Annotated in this window: 12 protein-coding genes; 8 read left to right on the forward strand and 4 right to left on the reverse strand. The window is 46.9% G+C overall.

What is annotated here, in order from left to right; translation table 11 throughout:
* The first annotated feature begins 25 nt into the window (after positions 1 to 25).
* The 6 genes from AC27N8_RS12735 (at position 26) to AC27N8_RS12760 (ending at position 8,175) form a co-directional block, all read left to right on the forward strand.
* A complete protein-coding gene (locus tag AC27N8_RS12735; RefSeq protein ID WP_487067532.1) occupies positions 26 to 778 on the forward strand; it encodes a glycosyltransferase family 2 protein in 753 nt (250 codons plus the stop codon).
* Positions 778 to 1,932, forward strand: coding sequence for a glycosyltransferase family 4 protein (locus tag AC27N8_RS12740; RefSeq protein ID WP_487067534.1), 1,155 nt, complete (start codon positions 778 to 780; stop codon positions 1,930 to 1,932). The genes AC27N8_RS12735 and AC27N8_RS12740 overlap by 1 nt, the downstream gene beginning before the upstream one ends.
* Before the next feature lie 183 nt (positions 1,933 to 2,115).
* Positions 2,116 to 3,819, forward strand: a complete 1,704-nt coding sequence (locus AC27N8_RS12745) for an ArnT family glycosyltransferase (RefSeq protein ID WP_487067536.1) — start codon at positions 2,116 to 2,118, stop codon at positions 3,817 to 3,819.
* A complete protein-coding gene (locus tag AC27N8_RS12750) occupies positions 3,816 to 5,009 on the forward strand; it encodes a glycosyltransferase family 4 protein (RefSeq protein ID WP_487067538.1) in 1,194 nt (397 codons plus the stop codon). The genes AC27N8_RS12745 and AC27N8_RS12750 overlap by 4 nt, the downstream gene beginning before the upstream one ends.
* Positions 5,006 to 6,346, forward strand: a complete 1,341-nt coding sequence (locus tag AC27N8_RS12755) for an oligosaccharide flippase family protein (RefSeq protein ID WP_487067540.1) — start codon at positions 5,006 to 5,008, stop codon at positions 6,344 to 6,346. Before AC27N8_RS12750 ends, AC27N8_RS12755 begins: the two co-directional genes overlap by 4 nt.
* Before the next feature lie 281 nt (positions 6,347 to 6,627).
* Positions 6,628 to 8,175 carry a glycosyl hydrolase family 28-related protein gene (locus AC27N8_RS12760; protein WP_487067542.1) on the forward strand — a complete coding sequence of 516 codons (1,548 nt, stop codon included), beginning with the start codon at positions 6,628 to 6,630 and terminating at the stop codon, positions 8,173 to 8,175.
* Positions 8,176 to 8,196: 21 nt separating this feature from the next.
* Here the strand turns inward: AC27N8_RS12760 and AC27N8_RS12765 are convergent, their stop codons facing one another.
* The 3 genes from AC27N8_RS12765 to AC27N8_RS12775 form a co-directional block, all read right to left on the reverse strand.
* Positions 8,197 to 9,435, reverse strand: coding sequence for a cytochrome P450 (locus tag AC27N8_RS12765; RefSeq protein WP_487067544.1), 1,239 nt, complete (start codon positions 9,433 to 9,435; stop codon positions 8,197 to 8,199).
* Between the two features lie 92 nt (positions 9,436 to 9,527).
* Positions 9,528 to 10,754, reverse strand: a complete 1,227-nt coding sequence (locus AC27N8_RS12770; RefSeq protein ID WP_487067546.1) for an enolase C-terminal domain-like protein — start codon at positions 10,752 to 10,754, stop codon at positions 9,528 to 9,530.
* 50 nt (positions 10,755 to 10,804) lie between these two features.
* Positions 10,805 to 11,572: an SDR family NAD(P)-dependent oxidoreductase gene (locus AC27N8_RS12775; protein ID WP_487067548.1), complete on the reverse strand. Its 768-nt coding sequence runs from the start codon at positions 11,570 to 11,572 to the stop codon at positions 10,805 to 10,807.
* 449 nt (positions 11,573 to 12,021) lie between these two features.
* On the opposite strand from AC27N8_RS12775, the gene AC27N8_RS12780 reads away from it, so the two are divergent.
* Positions 12,022 to 12,543: a hypothetical protein gene (locus AC27N8_RS12780; protein WP_487067550.1), complete on the forward strand. Its 522-nt coding sequence runs from the start codon at positions 12,022 to 12,024 to the stop codon at positions 12,541 to 12,543.
* 202 nt (positions 12,544 to 12,745) lie between these two features.
* On the opposite strand, the gene AC27N8_RS12785 is transcribed toward AC27N8_RS12780, so the two are convergent.
* Positions 12,746 to 14,485 carry an ArnT family glycosyltransferase gene (locus AC27N8_RS12785; protein ID WP_487067552.1) on the reverse strand — a complete coding sequence of 580 codons (1,740 nt, stop codon included), beginning with the start codon at positions 14,483 to 14,485 and terminating at the stop codon, positions 12,746 to 12,748.
* Positions 14,486 to 14,932: 447 nt separating this feature from the next.
* On the opposite strand from AC27N8_RS12785, the gene AC27N8_RS12790 reads away from it, so the two are divergent.
* On the forward strand, positions 14,933 to 16,639 hold the full coding sequence (locus AC27N8_RS12790; RefSeq protein ID WP_487067554.1) for a Na/Pi cotransporter family protein: 1,707 nt from the start codon (positions 14,933 to 14,935) through the stop codon (positions 16,637 to 16,639).
* The last annotated feature ends 208 nt before the right edge of the window (positions 16,640 to 16,847 follow it).

Genomic DNA, 16,847 nt, shown 5'->3' on the forward strand with positions numbered 1-16,847 from the left:
TGAGAGAGAAGATAGGAATACAATCATGGCACTTCAAGATATCGAAGTGGAAGTCATCCTGCCGGTCCATAACGAAGCGGAGAGTATCAGTGGGACGATTGAAGAGATGTATCGTGTGATCTCGCCTGTGGCAAACATGAGCTTTATTGTCTCAGAGGATGGGAGTAGCGATGATACTCCCACTATTCTAAAGCAATTGGCAACACGCTATCCGATGAAGCTTATTACTGGTCCAGAGAGGAAAGGCTATTCGCGTGCTGTCGTTGATGGTTTGAAGGCCCTTGAAGCACCATACGTTCTCTGTCTGGACTCAGATGGGCAGTGTGATCCTGCTGACTTTGCAGCGTTTTGGCGCAACCGTGCTCAAGCAGATGTCTTAATTGGATGGCGTGTCAATCGGCAGGATACAATGTTGAGAAAATTCTTGTCTGGCACCTTCAAACTTTACTACCGAATACTTTTCGGCATCACGATTCATGATCCTAGCTGCCCATTTGTGCTTGCACCCAGGCGTGTTATCAAAGAGTTGATCCCGGAATTGGGTGTACTTTCGCAAGGCTTCTGGTGGGAATTTATTGCTCGCGTCTGGTCGCACGGGAACACGCTTGAGGAACTACCTGTCACCCATCGGCTGCGAGCCGCCGGACAAACGCAAGTTTATCGTCTGAGTAAGCTGCCTGGGATTGGATGGACTCATGTGTTAGGGCTGATGCAGATACGTCAGGATTACAAACGCCATCTTCCACAGCCTGTGCATGCAGGCACTGAGGGGATTTGATGGCGTTATCAGGACAAGGTCGTTTTGCTCAGTTGCGTCATCACGCAGCGACGTTAGGGCGGTCAGTTGAATTTGACTCCGGGCAACTTCCTCCCGAAGCGAAGCGTTCGCTGCGTGTACTTGAAATTGCTACCGAGGCCCCTCCCGTGCGTGGAGGTATTGCTCGTATCGTTGGCTATCTCCATGATGGTTTACAAGCGCGAGGACATCGGATGGATATTCTCGCCTATCCTGTTGTTGGGCGACTGGTCTGGGGAGAGGTGCGTTTGAGCAGCCTGGTTTTTAAAATGCCACACGTACTGCGACGATTGCATGAATATGATGTGATCCATATTCATGGGACTACTCCTACGATCAGTGATATTAGCCTGTTGCTGATTGGCCTGTGTCGTGCGCGCCCGCTGATCATCTATACTCATCACGTGGATCTAGATTTTAAGGCTGCTGGCTTTCTGACGCGTATCTACAATGCTGTTCACCATCGGTTAAGTGCGAGAGCCGATGCCTCGATTGCCGCGACAAGAGATACTTTGAATTTGCTGGGAAATGTTCGCCGAGGCTTTGTGATTCCTTATGGGATAGACCTGGCACATTTTCGTTCTACCCAGCCAAAAGATGAGCAGTTCACGGTCTTGTTTATCGGGCAGTTTCGTGCCTGGAAGGGTGTGGATATCCTGTTACGAGCCATGTCTCAGGTGGCGGATGCTCATCTGATTGTGGCCGGTCAAGGGCCGGAGGAACGTGCTTATCGCTCGTTAGCGGCTGAACTTGGCCTGGGGGTAGAGTTTCACATTCGGGTCGATGATGAACAGCTTCCTTTGCTTTATCAGCGGGCTCATGTCGTGATTGTGCCCTCGGTATCACGTCTGGAGGCATTTGGATTGGCTCTGGTAGAGGGTATGGCCGCGGGTTGTATACCCGTTGCATCGGATCTGCCTGGTGTGCGCGAGGTGGTTGGACAAAATGGCTTTCTCTTCCCTCAAGGAGATGAAGACGCACTTGCCACTATCTTGCGTAACCTGCGTGATAATCCTGCACTTGTACAGCAACTTGCAACTGGTGCACGTATTCGCTCGGCAGATTTTGATAAAGAGTACACTATTCGCGAGTATGAGCGTGTCATGATGAAACTCATTGCCTCGTATGAGGTGTGAGGAAGGGGACAATTCATGGAGGAGGAGGAGAATAACGTATCAGCCTTAGATAAGAGATCGGCTCGCACCAAAGATGAGGCTCTCATTGAGCTTAACGAAGCACAGCATGAGTTGAAGATCTCAATGTCTCAGGATCCTAAGCTGATAGATCAACTAACGGTATTCTTGTACTTAAAGAGATTTATGACCGTTCTGATCCGTGTACCCCTGAGCGTTGTGTTCATTGTGGTGTGCGTTGTGACCTTTTTGATTCAAGGATATCGCCTAAGTTTTTCTCCCGACGTTTTCTCGGATGAAGGTGTGTACTTGCTGGTTAGCATGAACATAGCCAAAGGGTTTGGACCTGTACTGGAGGTAGGCAAAGAAGTTTTCTTGTGGCATCCTCCCCTGTTTATGATTCTAGAGTCTGTTTATATCAGGCTGGCTGGACTTACTAATGCCAACATACTGGTAGCAGGGCTTTCTGTCAGGTATATCAATGTCTTCTTTTCTGCTCTTACCGCAGGGGTACTCGTACTCTTTGGTGGTAAGTTACATAGCTATAAGGCAGGCATGCTTATGGCTATGTTATTCCTGATGGACCCATATGTGCAGCGTATTAATCGTCGCAATATGCTTGAGACTCTCTCTATGCTGCTCGTGCTTTTGGGATTTTACTTCTTTTTTTCACGCCGTCTGCGTTTGCGCAGGTGGCATTATGTGGCTTCTGGGATCTCCTTTGGACTAGCGCTTTTGACGAAAGAACCTATGTTAATTGAACTATTCACGTTGGCTGTTTACGTGTTTTGTTTCAGACGTCGTCGATTGCATGACATTGTATGGGTTATCTTCATCGCGTTTGCTGTCTATCTTATTTACCCACTGTGGCTGATTTCCGTGGGGCAGGAGGAGAATTTCTTAGTCTATTTTTTGTTTGGGATACAACGTGTCATTGGCTCGATTACTCATCATTCGGCACATTCATCTTCGATTACGCTCGTAGCCGCGAGTCAGGGCTACATACTCAATAGTTTGTGGTTAAGAGTTTCTCAGTATGGAACAAGCTATGTGCTGATTGCCTTTGCTGCACTCTTTACATGTCTGATGATGCTGCGGCTCAGACATCTGTTGGTAGCGCGATATCTCACAATCTGGGGAATCATCAGCTTAATTTTCGGCCTGGTAGTGGGAAATGTCAGCGATCAGTACTTTTATTATCTGATTGTACCCTCGACTGTGATTGTTGGATATGTTTTAACTTTGCATCTTGATATTGCTTTTGCCTCTTTTCGCAAACATAAGCTTGTCAAGCCAGGTGGCCGCTTATTTTCTCAAGCTTCAGTTGCTTATGTCTATCAAAGGATGTGGAGGCCAATTTTTATACTCTTTATATTGATGTTTCTCTACAATGGGTATGTCTGGACAAGTGCGTATGTGCTTGGCTCTGGTAATGCTTATATGAATATCATCAGGTATGTAGAAAAGCATATTCCACATAATACGGATATAGAAGCAAGTGATGACGTGGCTGTCTACTATCTATCACCGCCATATAATATTTTGCTGGATCGCGATACGCACGCGATAATCGATAGGCATGCACGCTATTTCATCTTGAGTGCTAAGGATGCCTGGGGAGGATATGATGCTATGACACCTCAACTCTACAATTGGATTATAAAGAATAGCCATCCTCTCTTTGTGCAGAGTGATGCGAGCTTCTGGACGGTGGGTCTGTATGAGTTTAATTCTGGCATAATCAAACCGATGTCAGAGAGAGTGGTGCCAGGTGCTTCTTCAAGTCTATCAGTGCCTGTGTGGCAGGAAGATTCTATAGCGAGATATCCATTTGGTTTACGTCCTCTTCAGCGTGTATCAATTATTTGGAAGGGAGGCTGGCTACAATGAACATGAATCTAAAGCAAATCGTTGCCTTCGATGCCCGTTACATCAATGACCGCTATCATGGCATTGGACGCCATGCCTATAATTTGTTGGATGCGCTCTCTCAACTCGACACGCGTCGTCAATACATCGCTTTTTATAACCCCGACTACCCAAACACACGCTTTGATATGGAGAAGTTAAAGGGGCGCCCGAATCTGGAGTTGCGGACAGTACGACTGCCACTATATTCGCCGAAAGAACAATGCATCTGGCCGTCTTTACTGGCTCGGGCTGGCGTCTATCTCTTCCACTCGCCTTATATTGTACTTCCCATGTTATCACGTGTGCGCATGTTAATTACCGTCCATGATCTCATCTTTGAACATTATCCTGAATATCGACCTCAAAGCTATCTGCAAAAGTTCTATGGGCCAGTGACACGAATGAGTATCAAGCGGGCTAATTTGATTCTGACTGTCTCCGAGACGACCAGCCGTGATATTCAGGAGTACTATCACGTGGATGAGAAACGTATCCGTATGATTGGGAATGCCATCGATGCGACGTTTTGTCGGATACACGATCCCATTGTGCTGGCTGATGTGCGCCTACGCTATCGTTTACCTGAACATTTTATTCTGACTGTGGGAGCGGGTCGCCCGCATAAAAATGTGGAGACGCTGGTGGATGCTTTTGCTTGCCTTGATCCTGCTCTGACTCCAAATCTGGTGCTTGGAGGAGAACGTGATCCGCGTTTTCCTGATGTGGTAGGGGAGCGCATCGCTGCGCATGGAATTGAGGAGCGCGTGTTACGGCTCGGTATGATTCGAGAAGCGGATCTGCCTGCTGTCTACAGTCTTGCAGATCTCTTTGTTTTTCCATCGCTGGTAGAGGGCTTTGGACTTCCTCCTCTGGAAGCTATGGCATGTGGCACACCAGTGATCGCCTCGTCAACGCCGTCCGTTGCTGAAGTCGTTGGCGATGCGGGATTGGTCTTTGAGGCACGTGAGGTGCAACAATTGGCTTTAGCTTTGCAGAGGTTCCTGAGCGATACCACGTTACAAACAACCATGCAGCAACGTGGTTTAGAGAGAGTGCGCATGTTTGAATGGGAATGTGTCGCGAGAGAAACACTTAAGGCTTATGCATCTATTGAGATCTCCACGAGCGCAGAGATCCATAGTTTCAGGAAGGATGCGATCAAGGTATGAGAAAATATGCCATGGAGGCTAGCGTACCTGGCTTGAAGCTCTTGAGTACACGACGGCGACTTTTCAGGCAGGTGATCGCCAATACATCGCTGCGCCAGAATCTTTTGCTACTCGTCACAAATGTGCTCTCCGGTGTCTTTGCCTATCTTTTGCACCCTTTCCTCGGACGGATGATGAGCCTGCAAGCGTATGGCCAGGTGGCAACCTTCATTTCTCTATCACTCGTCTTAGCCACTCCTACACAGGTTGTTGCCACCGTTGCTGCCAAATACGCTTCATTTTTGCCGACGAGCAAAAACTATGCTCAGCTGAATGATTTTATCAGGCGTCTGACGCTCATTCTACTGATCATTGGAGCTGTTGGAACAGGTATCTATATGCTTGTCAGTGGCCCAATAACCTCGTTCTTCCATTTTGACTCGCAGCAGGAGGTCATATTATTCGGCGTGATCTTTATTGTCTCATTCGTAGTGCCTTTAAATCAGGGAGTGATACAAGGATTGCAGTCCTTTAGCTGGTATGCGATGGTCACGCTCATATTGGCCTTCTTACGTCTGATCTTCGCCATTGGTTTTGTGTTATTTGGCCTTGGAGTTAAAGGCGCAATATTAGGTATTGTGTTGAGTACATTTTGCGCTTATCTGATTAGCTTTCTTCCGTTGCGCAGCGTTTTGCGTGGACCACGCAGACGTGTTGGTTCGCTACGTAGCTTGTGGATATATTCGGCCTTTACTGCGGTTGCGGCAACGGGAATAGTGATTCTCTATAGCATAGATACCGTGCTGGCGAAACATTTTTTGTCAGCTTCAGATGCCGGTTTATATGCTGCCTTAGCGACAATGGGGCGGATTGTCTTATTTATAACCAGTGGAATTGCCATCATCATGTATCCAAAGGTTATTACACTCCATGAGCGCAATGAGCCCCACACCCATCTTGTGGTCCAGGCATTGCTAGGGGTTATCGTGCTGGCAGTTGTGGTGGAGATTGCATTCTGTGTGGCCCCGGCATTAATTACACGCGTCATGTTTGGTCGGGATTTTCTTGCTATCGCCGGGCAGTTGCCATTCTATGGCCTTGCTATGTTGTTGTTGGCTTTTGCGCAGGTGATAACCATGTATTTTCTCGCGATCGGCAACCGTATCTTTGTACTGGTGATCGGGATTGCATGTATATTACAAATCGTGCTGATCTGCTGGCACCACAATACGATTGCTCAAATAGTAAATAGCGTACTGATTGCCAATGCTGCACTTGTGATAGCATTAATGATTGTATGGGGGATTGTGTATCAAAAAGGTAGAAGGATTGAGAGCGTAAAAATAATGTTGGAGTGAGTTGTTTATTCATTTCAGTTTTTCCGTATACTGTAATCAGAACACAGTGGATTAAAGGTGTTGAGCTTATAGGAAAGGATAGTAATAGAAATGGATAAAAAAAATTTCGAAGAAATTATGGGGCGCAAGATAAGTAGAAAGTGTTTCTTATCAATAACGATTTTTTTAATGAGTGGATCTTGTACTTCTTTCTTTGATCTGTTTCATATAAAAATTGAACGTGAGGTTGCCTCGAAGGCATATGGCTCAGGCACTTATGGTAGATAGAAAGCATGTGTATCATGATAAAGTTACCAACACCGGGCAGAGATGAAGGACGTTGGGGAAAGCTTCTCAATGATTTCCTGGCTGTTGGACATAGGAGTGATGGTACGCTCAAAGGTGTCCAGCCCTCTTATAATGTCCAGGATTATGGAGCTGTGGGCGATGGCGTCGCAAATGATACTGCGGCTTTTGAAAAAGCTATCAGTAGTATGCCTGCCACTGGAGGGAACCTTTTTATTCCTAGTGGCATCTATAAGGTTGATGGCATCTCTATTATCGATCGGATCGATTTGTGTATTGCTGGCAATGGCGGTTCAACCTGTATTGCTCCTACTTCTCACAATACGGCCTTCATTTATAAAGGCTGCACACGTTGTAATCTCGTGAATTTGAGGATAGACGGAAAAATTCATGGTGGTACCTGTGGTGTGAGTATCACAGGGAATTTTGATTCCAGAATTAATGGTTTGCAGATCAACGATATTGCAGGTGATGGTATTTACGTCAATGGCGATGATCCTGCAGGAACAGAAATAAATTTTGATAATATTACTTGTCGCAACAATGAGGGATATGGATATCATTATACGCGTACGAATATCAAGGATACTGGTGGGGTTTATTTAAAGGATGTTCGTTCGTTGTATAACACACGTGGTGCTGGAGGCTTCAAAATTGAATCGAGCTATGCTGGTGGTTCGTCCGCTGTCTTTCATGCGTTTGTCAACGTTGTAGCTGATAATTATCCTACGACTGCTGTTTCTCTGCATAATGTCGCTCACTGCCGTTTTTTGCGTCTCTGGGCTGGAGGCTCAACAAATTCGAGTACGGTGCTGATAGACGGTGATGGATATATGATTGAGATAGATGGGGCCTATATGACTAATAGCAATACGAAAGGCTATAATTTATCGATTAATGATACAACGAACGGCGTCTTGCTGGATAATCTTGATTTTGATGGTTCTCCCCTGGCTCATATGCATGTTGGGAGTAGTGGCGCAAATTTCTTCCTAGGTCAATATCAGATCTTCGAAGATTCTCCGTTCACAGATACTACTATTAATCTTTATAGACGCTCTTCCTTTACGATGCAGCTTGGCCCACGTGTATTTAAGACGGATGGTCAGGGAGGGTTTTCTACTGCCGTTGGTTTCGATGATATTCGGAGTCCGGCTAAGGAGAAATGGATCAGGAACGCCAATGGCATCTTTCAGGTTTTGAATACTTCCTTCGATGCAGCGATTTTTGAGATACAGGACGATGGACAGGTGCGCTGGAATGGTGGCTCCTGGATCAGTAAGCATCTTTCGGGGACGGCATCCTGGACGCCAGGAGCGATTGAGATTGGCATGCAGGCAAATACTTCCGTGACCGTTACAGGGGCAAAAGTGGGTGATACCGTTGCCACAGGCTTCTCTGTAGCGCTGCCTGCTGGTATGCTGATCTCTGGAGCCGTTACAGCTGCCGATAAAGTTACTGTAACACTTTATAATGCATCAAAAGTCTCCCAGGATCTTGACGTTGGTACTATTCGTGCGGATGTGTGGCAGCATACGAGTTAATCATGTGGATATTTTTGATTGCTATAATCGAACAGGTAGTGCTTTGAGTCCTCTTAATCCTAAATTTTCACGCCAGTAGATTGGCCCGGGCTGAAGTTGTATCTGTGGGAAGCGTTGGAGGATAGTGCTGAAGGAGATAATTCCTTCTAGCCTGGCCAGCGGTGCTCCAAAACAAAAATGATTGGCCCAGGCGAAGGCTAGATGGCGATTATCCTGACGTGTGATATCGAGTAGGTCGGGATCGGGGAAACGTGCGGGATCGCGGTTAGCGGCTCCCATGATCACGATGACTGCCTGACGTGGATGAAGCTGTTTCCCTCCCAGTACTGTCTCTTTTGTGACAAGGCGAGCGGTGTGTTGACTCGGACTTTCATAACGCAGGAGTTCTTCAATCGCTGAAGGCATCAGAGATGGGTCAGTTTGCACTCTCGCGAGTTGATCGGGATGGCGTAATAATGTGAGCATGCCGTTTCCAATCAGGTTAGTGGTTGTTTCTTGACCGCCTACAAGGGTAACAATGGTATTGGCAATCACTTCTTCTTCAGTCAGATATTCTCCTTCAACTTCGGTGGTAAGAAAGTCGTTGATTAAATCGTCGTAGGCATGGTTTCGATGGTCCTCGATGGCGGCACGGAAATAAGCGATCATCTCTTCGAGGCTGTGTATGACCTGGGCTGCGCGCTCGGGATTATGTTGGAAATTTCCTAACACCTGCGCAAAATCTGCTGACCAGATCGTCAACTGTTTCCAGTCAGAGGTTGCTACGCCTAGCATCTCGGCTGTGACGATGGCAGGGAGGGGATAGGCAAAATCTGCAATGATATCCATAGACGACGAGGTTTGGATGGTATCCAGTAAGCTGTGGGCGATCTCTTGAATATGCAGCCGTAGCTTCTCTATGCGGCGTGGAGCGAAGGCTTTCGAGGCGATACCACGGATACGTGTATGAGCCGGAGGATCGAGAAAAAGCATCTGTTTGACCATCACCTGTGCCAGGGGTTTCAATGACGAGAGTCCAAGCGCGTCAAGCTGTTTGGGGGTAGGTGTGCGGTTGGCCGAAAAGTTTTGGAAGACGGTCTGGACGTCTTTGTAGCGTGTTACAACCCAGGCGTGCAGAAATGGGTCCCAGTGCACTGGATCTTCATTGCGCAGACGCCGATATAAAGGGTATGGATCTGCCAGCACTTCTGGATCTAGAAGATGATACAGACTTAATTCAGCCTGTTGCTTGCCAGTTGGGGCATGTGGCAAGGAATCCATACGCTTTTCTCCATTTCGATGCTTTCTTTTAGCTTGTCGTCCTATGCGTTTAGTATAGAGTGCCATGGAACAGAATTGTATCAATTCAGCACTTAGAATGAGTTATATGGGTTGGCGAAAGAAGAGCTTGGCATGAGTGGATACCAACCGGGACGATGTGGGTCTCGATCGTATGGATATCCTCCCAGTTCTTGATAGAGTTCTGCATATTGAGCTAATTTGTCGCGATCCAATGCGATACCGAGTCCGGGTTGATCGGGGACTGCGATTTTTCCATGGCGGTAGACCATCTTGCCTCCTTGAATGATATCGTCGGTTAATTGATGATAATGAGCGTCTCCCGCAAAGGCGAGATTAGGGAGAATGGCTCCAAGGTGGAGCATTGTGGCGAGTTGAATGCCTAGTTCGCCTGAGGAGTGGATGGCGATACCTTGCTGAAAGGTTTCACAGACTCCGGCGGCTTTGATACACGGTCGGATGCCTCCCCAGAAGGTCGTATCAAGCAGAATCACGTCGATGGCGGGATGAAGAATGTTGCTGGCGAGCTGCTCAAAGTTGATCACGACGGTATTGGTGGCTGTGGGGATGCGTACCATGGCTCGTACGCGACGCATGCCATTTAATCCCCAGGTGGGGTCTTCAAAATAATCATTTCTAAGCCCTTCGATGGCCTGACCAAAGCGGATGGCCTGTTCGACGCTCAAGGCTGCATTAGGATCATATCTGAGTTGATCCTGGGGAAACTCTTTGGCCAGTGCGAGATAACACTCCAATTCGTAGTCTGGTGGGAAGACGCCCGCTTTGAGCTTGTGGGTTGTAAAGCCATGCTGGTGCTTCAAGCTGCGTGCATGATTTATCAGTTGCTCTGGAGTTCGTACTTCGTTCTCTCCAGTTTGCTCATTGGGATAACGGAAAAATAGGTAGCTGGCGAACTCTACTTCGTCTCTGACTTTTCCTCCAAGGAGTTGATAGACAGGAATGCCGAGTTTTTTTCCGATAATGTCCAGGCAGGCGAATTCGATGGCTGCATGTAGTTGAGTGCGATTATTATAGAGGCTGGCTGTGGGATTTGTGATGGCGAAACGAAGTTTTTCGAGCTCAAAAGGATCGTGTCCGACCAGGTAGTATTTGAGTCCTTGCAAGGCGAGCTCGGCACTTTCTCCACCACCTCCCATTTCGCCGAGTCCTGTAATGCCTTCATCGGTCATCACCTCGACGATCGTGCGGACAAATCTGCCCCAGTGAGCTCCATTGCTGTGACGCAGAGGAGCTTCCAGAGGAACGGTGACTGTGGTGGCTTTGATGTCAGTGATCTTCATTGTGTTGTTTCCCGTCTGTGGTTATTGTGCCTATCCGGCGTGGATATGTATCAGACATAACCATTGGCGAGCCAGCCGCCATCGACTTTCATGACGATCCCTGTGACGTAGCTGGCTTCCTCGCTGGCCAGGAAGATGGCCGGTCCAACGATATCTTCGACCTCACCGAGCCTACCCGCAGGTATGCGGGCAATCATCTTATCCGGCTTGTGTACACCCGTCTCAATCAGGTTTTGCACAATCTCGGTACGAATGAAGCCCGGGCTGATGGCGTTGACCTGAATGTTGTGACGAGCCCATTCCACGGCCAGATTTTGTGTTAATTGCATTACTCCCCCCTTACTGGCGGCATAGGCGGCGCGTTCGGGGATCGCTGCATGCGCGACGATGGAGGTAATATTGATGATCTTTCCACCACCACCACGCTTAATCATATGCTGTCCGACTTTTTGGCAGCATAAAAAGGTTCCATCGAGATTAATCCTTAAGCATTTATGCCAGTTCTCAAGCGATAATGATTCGGAGGGAGAGACCATCGTGATTCCAGCACAGTTGGTTAAAATGTCAATCTTACCGTATGTCGCGATGGTTGTTTCTACGAGGCGCTGGATGTCGTTAACTTCGGCGATATCGGCCTGGATCGTCAAGGGCTTCACTGAGGTCATTGCTTGGATTCGCTGAGCCTGCTCTTCGAGTTGCGCTTTTGTACGGCTCACAAGTACAACTGAAGCTCCTTCGCGAGCATATCCTCGTGCGATGGCAGCCCCGATTCCTCTACCGCTTCCCGTTATGATAGCGATCTTTTCTTGTAATCTCATAAAGTACTCCTGCTACCCAGGTAACTAAAATTTTTAAGGATCTTGCACTAAAGGCTTTTAGTGTAGCTTCACTGTGAAGCACCGGTTTCACTTAAACGATAACATAGACATGCTCTGTTTGAAAGCGCTGATAAATCCAATTCTTTATGAACCTATACGGTAGCTGGATATATATAAGATATGTAATTATGATTTTTTTTGATTTGATGTATTTTGAGATAGAAATTGACGTAAATTAAGTTTTCGTGTATATTGACTGTGCCATATGGTTATTTTGATCGTATGAAGGATTGACTGTAATCTTTACAGTAGCGATATATTCATCTTTTATCGATATAGGGGGCTTTTAGACCTGCACTTTCTTGCCCTATCTCAGTACTTGCCACTTGATTGTCACTGCAATGATGAGAGGGTTTGAGTGTCGTTTTGATTGAGAAGAGGAGATACTTATGCGTACGCAACTTTTGACGATGCTTGTTAGTAGTACTCTATCAGGTGTTATTGGTTTCACTTTGATATACCCTCAGATGTCGCATGCTTTTGTTGCTCAGTCTGCTCAGTCTCATATGAGCAAGGTAAACCCTTTTTCTCGTAGTATGATCTATGCTAACCGCATCGATGACAGTGCAACCATTCTGATCACAGCTTCTACAAATGCCTGTTCATCTACTATTACGGTCTATGTATCAGGCCTGGCTACTTACGTGACCTGTTCACATCGAGGTCAGCGCGCTCTTGCGCAAGAACTTTCAACAGTTTTTTTTCGGGATATACGTGCCGCTCAACCGTTAGATGCACTTCCGACTACATTCTGTTTCAAATCAACGAGCTTTGGTATTAGTATGTATATTTCGAGTGGGGGGAAAAGGAGTCCAGATATATCATGTGCAAGTAGCCCGATCGAAAAGAGCCTTGTTAATGATGTCCGTGCAATAGAGAGCATTTTAAAGTCTAACTTCTTGCTGCACTAACGAGGATAAGGAATCTTCTACTGGTCTGCGCCACTCCATGAAATTTGATGGCGCTTGATCATGCATCTTGAGGAGCAGAGAGAGGCAATTTAGTACCAGGATAATCATGACATTATATCGTGGTTACCCTGGTAGTATTTTGATGTTTTTGCAAGGACGGGTTTTGATGGCGATGTTCTCATATTTTGACGCTCAAAAGCTGTCAGGATTTTGGTTCGGCTCGATAAAGAACATATCCATCCAGGACATGGCGCACGAAATAGGGTCCTATCTGGCTATTAGTTTTTTGTACCATGGCAGTGAGTCTTGGTAAGCAATTGTAAGTATCCTTGGTTGTCAGACTTAAATCTGATGCACACATAAAAGGTGCCCTTTTTGAATGATCTACCAGGAGTTGGTCGTCTTTAATTCGATTGTGTCGGTTACTGAGTTGATCATCAATGACGGCACAAACAATTGGGTGATCGGTGTTGATCGTAGCAAAAATCAGGTTATAACAGGTCCAATAATCAGTATATAGATATGTTACATGGAGTTCTATCAGCTGACTAATCAGTTGCTGGCGGCGCATACTGGCTGCTTGCGCTTTGGGCACTTCGATGAAGGCGATACATGTGCCGGCAATTAAAATGATTGCAAGTACGGCCAAAATAGCCCGGCTGCCATAGAGGCGTAGGCTGGCCCATTTGAGCTCTGGTTGCAGACGACGCGCTGCATAGTAAAGAGGAGCCAGAATAGCAGGCATAATCGGTACCAGACTGATCATATAGCGGGCATGGTAACCTGGCTGATTGACTGGACCTGCACTGTTGGTATAGACCAGGATGGCCAGAACAGCCGTGCCTAACATACACAGGCGGGTCACGTAGACAACGCGCTTCTTGTATTGCTCAAGTTCACTTAGTTCAGGATGCTTTGTTTTGAGGTGTCTGAGGGCTAAAACTGTGATGGTGATTGAGGCGATGATGAGCAGGATATAACCGATACTCCAGCTCGACTGAATGATGCCACAGGTGAGAGAGCGGCGGGTATTGTCACCCATGAAAGGGTATTCAATCACCGGGCAAAAAGGAGAGCTGGTGATGGTTGGGATGCTGACCTGAAAGGTTTCGACGATTTTATGCCAGGGCGTTAATTGCTCCACAGTCGCGACCGCACGTGTAGCTACAGCTTTAGCAAACAGGTCATTGATCGGGTTGATGTGATGTTGGCGTGCATAGATAAGCGTTGGGAGTAGACCAATTGCTCCTCCAACTAATCCGGTGAGCCAGCCTCCCCAGATGAAAATGTCTCGCCAGCAAAAGATGAGTAGCAGAAGAGTGGACATGGAGTACAGAGGAAGCCCCGACATATCGCTCCAGATTCCCAGTCCGACGACGATGCCAAAGAGGAGATAACCCGTTAGGCGTAAAAGTTGTGTACGTCTGTTGGCTCCACGTTCGTATGAATGGGCCAGACGAGCTGCGATGAAGAAGGAGAGTGTACCAAATAAGATTGTCTCGGCTGATCCTCCCGTTGCTAAAACCAAACGCCCTACATAGGAAAGTGTACTGACACTCAGAAATGCCAGGGTGATTAAGGCTAATCTGGGTGAGTAGATTAAGCGGGTAAGATGGTAGATAACGGTAAAGAAAAGCCCAACAATTAAAATAACACCTAGACGTAGAGCTGTAATAGATGGCCCTCCAGTCAGATGATAAAAAATAGCCCCTAGATAGGCTTCAGTAATACCCATATAGTCTTGTCCATAAAATATTAAGGGAAATTTACCATGATAGGCGATATCATCGGCAATAATAGCCATGATGCCTTCATCACTATTGGTGGCGGGCCAATGCAAGAGGACAAGAATCAGACGCAAAACTACGGCAAATACAATGATTGCAGTTGCAATAAGGGTATGTGAATTAAATTTTCGATTGAATAGACGAACATCTTTCAACAGTGGTTCCTCTACTTTAGTAGTATAGTCTTTAACGAAAGAAAATGTATATGCATTCTTAACAGTGTCACCATACTACTAGTCGCACACTTAAAAGTCAAGAAAAAAAGCAAAATTACTGATGCTCTCGGTTTCATTAAGCTCATTGGTCTTACTCAATAAGCCGACGTTCTGTCGTGAAGATACGTCTGTTATCGGCTTCTGTCCATAGCCGATCAAGTGCCAGGCCAGTAAGCTGTCTGAAGCTATCAGGTGTGTAGCTGGCTGAAATAGTTGGCGATGGCCTCTTCCTCTCTTTTTAGGGGCCTTTAGGATCTATTTAACATTCCCTTAACATTCGCTTAATAATGTGTTAATATAAATTTTAGGTAGCGGCAAGAAATTTATCCATGGCTCCTGGTATTTTTATTTTGTTGGCTCTTTTATTTTGATGATGTAAGGATATTCATGTTACAGACAACTAATCCAACAGCCCTCCTGGGGTTAATCTTTGGTGGTGTGCTTTCACTGCTGTATGGTGTGCGACTTATCACCGATGCCTTACAAAATAATGCAGGACTCAGACTTCGTCGCTCTATTCAATTTCTTTCCAGATATCCCCTGGTGGCCTTTGGGGTTGGCATGGGGATGACGATGGTGACGCAAAGTAGTGGAGCAATCTCTTCTCTGCTTGTGAGCCTTGTTAGTGTAGGAGTGCTTCCGCTCACGATTGCGATTATCACGCTGGTAGGAACAGATGTGGGATCGGCTATTATGGTGCAGTTTCTACTTTTTCCTATCACTGATCTTGCTTGCTTCGTGATGGGGGTGGGCGCTCTTGTGGCTATGATAACACGTCATGGTCAGAGAAGTGGGATCGGTCAGGCTTGTTTTGGCTTTAGTCTGGTGATCTTTGGATTGGCTGCTCTTGAGGCCGGAAGTCGTCCTCTGGCGGGAAATCATCTTATCTTGTTAATCTTTGATGCTCTGGTGGCGTCTCCGCTCGTGCTGGTTCTGATTGGGATGGTGCTGACGATGGCTTTCTCTTCGAGCATTGCTGGTATTGGTCTGGTGATTGTCTTAGCTTCGAATGGTTCGTTGCCTTTGGTAGCGGCGGTTGCTCTCATGCTGGGCTCTAATATTGGCTCGACTGTAACTGCGATGCTGACGGCCCTTTCGCGAGGCTCGATTGCAGGCCGACGGCTTGCTTTGGTGCATACTGGCACGAATCTTGTGGTCGCGTGTATTGGCTTGCTCGTGCTTGCTCCTGTAACGATGATGCTTTCTCGTCTTCCTCTACCTCCAGCCACGGTAGTGGCGTTATCACATCTTGGCTTTAATCTTGTGCTGGCCCTGTTATTCATTCCTCTGGCCCGACCGCTGGCGAGTCTGGTCGAGAAACTGTTAAGCGAACCGGATACGATGGCTTCGAGCATCTCTCATGTACTGAGCACCGATCTTTGTGTCCTGCCAGCCGTGGCTCTCGGACTGGCTATGCGCGAGGTGGGACATATGACGGATCTGTTTACTGAGATGCTGGCGCAGAGTATTCATGCCTTTGAGGAGAAAAGCTCTGATATCCCTACAGAAATCAAGGCTTTAGATGATCATCTCGATGAGCTCAATGAAGCATTAAAATATTATCTTGTTCAACTCGATGAAGCGCAGATGACAGTCTCACAAAAGCAGCGTCAGGTGGCGCTGCTGTATATTATTGCCGATCTGGAAGCCATGGGCGATCTACTGGATAAGCAGTGGATGCGTCTGGCTCGACGCAAACGCCGGAAGCAGATCGTGTTTTTTGAACAGGATTGGCTGGAGATTGTGGATTATCATCGCGATTTGATGGCTGTGGTGCAGCTTGCTTTTGCCTCGTTGGCCGCACAAGATGCTCAAGCAGCAGCAAACTTTTTTACTCAGAAGACTATGCTTAGCCAGAAGCAACGTCTGCTACAGATACAACATATGCGCCGTGTGCAGTCGGGAATATCCTCGAGCGTCGAGTCGAGCGCCCTCCATCTCGATGTGCTCAGTGCTATGCGCACTCTTCTTTCGCATGCCTCGGCGATTGCCCATGTGGTGCAGGAAAACCTTTCAGTGCACGAACAGATAGATGATAACGACTGGCAGGGGGTGACAGCTTCGGAGCTACTTTCATCGGAGCAAAAAAGGTAGGATGCCTTTGCAGTTCAGGAGTTATAACTAGCATGGCTATGCGAGCAGGAGAGACAATGTCGTCGTTTAACTCCTCCAGAGGGTCCTGGCGTCTACGCTAGTCAGGAGGTTTGTGTGATATTGGATTAGTATTTTCAGCAGCTAAAACATGGAAATTTCGCACAAACAAATTTCCTGAAAAATTCGTATACTCTGCACAAAATTTCTC

It is taken from the genome of Dictyobacter sp. Z7_2, assembly GCF_057551105.1.

Excerpts from the sequence above, each read along its gene's own strand:
- AC27N8_RS12735 (WP_487067532.1), top strand. The coding sequence starts at position 26 with ATGGCACTTCAAGATATCGAAGTGGAAGTCATCCTGCCGGTCCATAAC.
- AC27N8_RS12740 (WP_487067534.1), top strand. The coding sequence starts at position 778 with ATGGCGTTATCAGGACAAGGTCGTTTTGCTCAGTTGCGTCATCACGCA.
- AC27N8_RS12745 (WP_487067536.1), top strand. The coding sequence starts at position 2,116 with ATGACCGTTCTGATCCGTGTACCCCTGAGCGTTGTGTTCATTGTGGTG.
- AC27N8_RS12750 (WP_487067538.1), top strand. The coding sequence starts at position 3,816 with ATGAACATGAATCTAAAGCAAATCGTTGCCTTCGATGCCCGTTACATC.
- AC27N8_RS12755 (WP_487067540.1), top strand. The coding sequence starts at position 5,006 with ATGAGAAAATATGCCATGGAGGCTAGCGTACCTGGCTTGAAGCTCTTG.
- AC27N8_RS12760 (WP_487067542.1), top strand. The coding sequence starts at position 6,628 with ATGATAAAGTTACCAACACCGGGCAGAGATGAAGGACGTTGGGGAAAG.
- AC27N8_RS12765 (WP_487067544.1), bottom strand. The coding sequence starts at position 9,435 with ATGGATTCCTTGCCACATGCCCCAACTGGCAAGCAACAGGCTGAATTA.
- AC27N8_RS12770 (WP_487067546.1), bottom strand. The coding sequence starts at position 10,754 with ATGAAGATCACTGACATCAAAGCCACCACAGTCACCGTTCCTCTGGAA.
- AC27N8_RS12775 (WP_487067548.1), bottom strand. The coding sequence starts at position 11,572 with ATGAGATTACAAGAAAAGATCGCTATCATAACGGGAAGCGGTAGAGGA.
- AC27N8_RS12780 (WP_487067550.1), top strand. The coding sequence starts at position 12,022 with ATGCGTACGCAACTTTTGACGATGCTTGTTAGTAGTACTCTATCAGGT.
- AC27N8_RS12790 (WP_487067554.1), top strand. The coding sequence starts at position 14,933 with ATGTTACAGACAACTAATCCAACAGCCCTCCTGGGGTTAATCTTTGGT.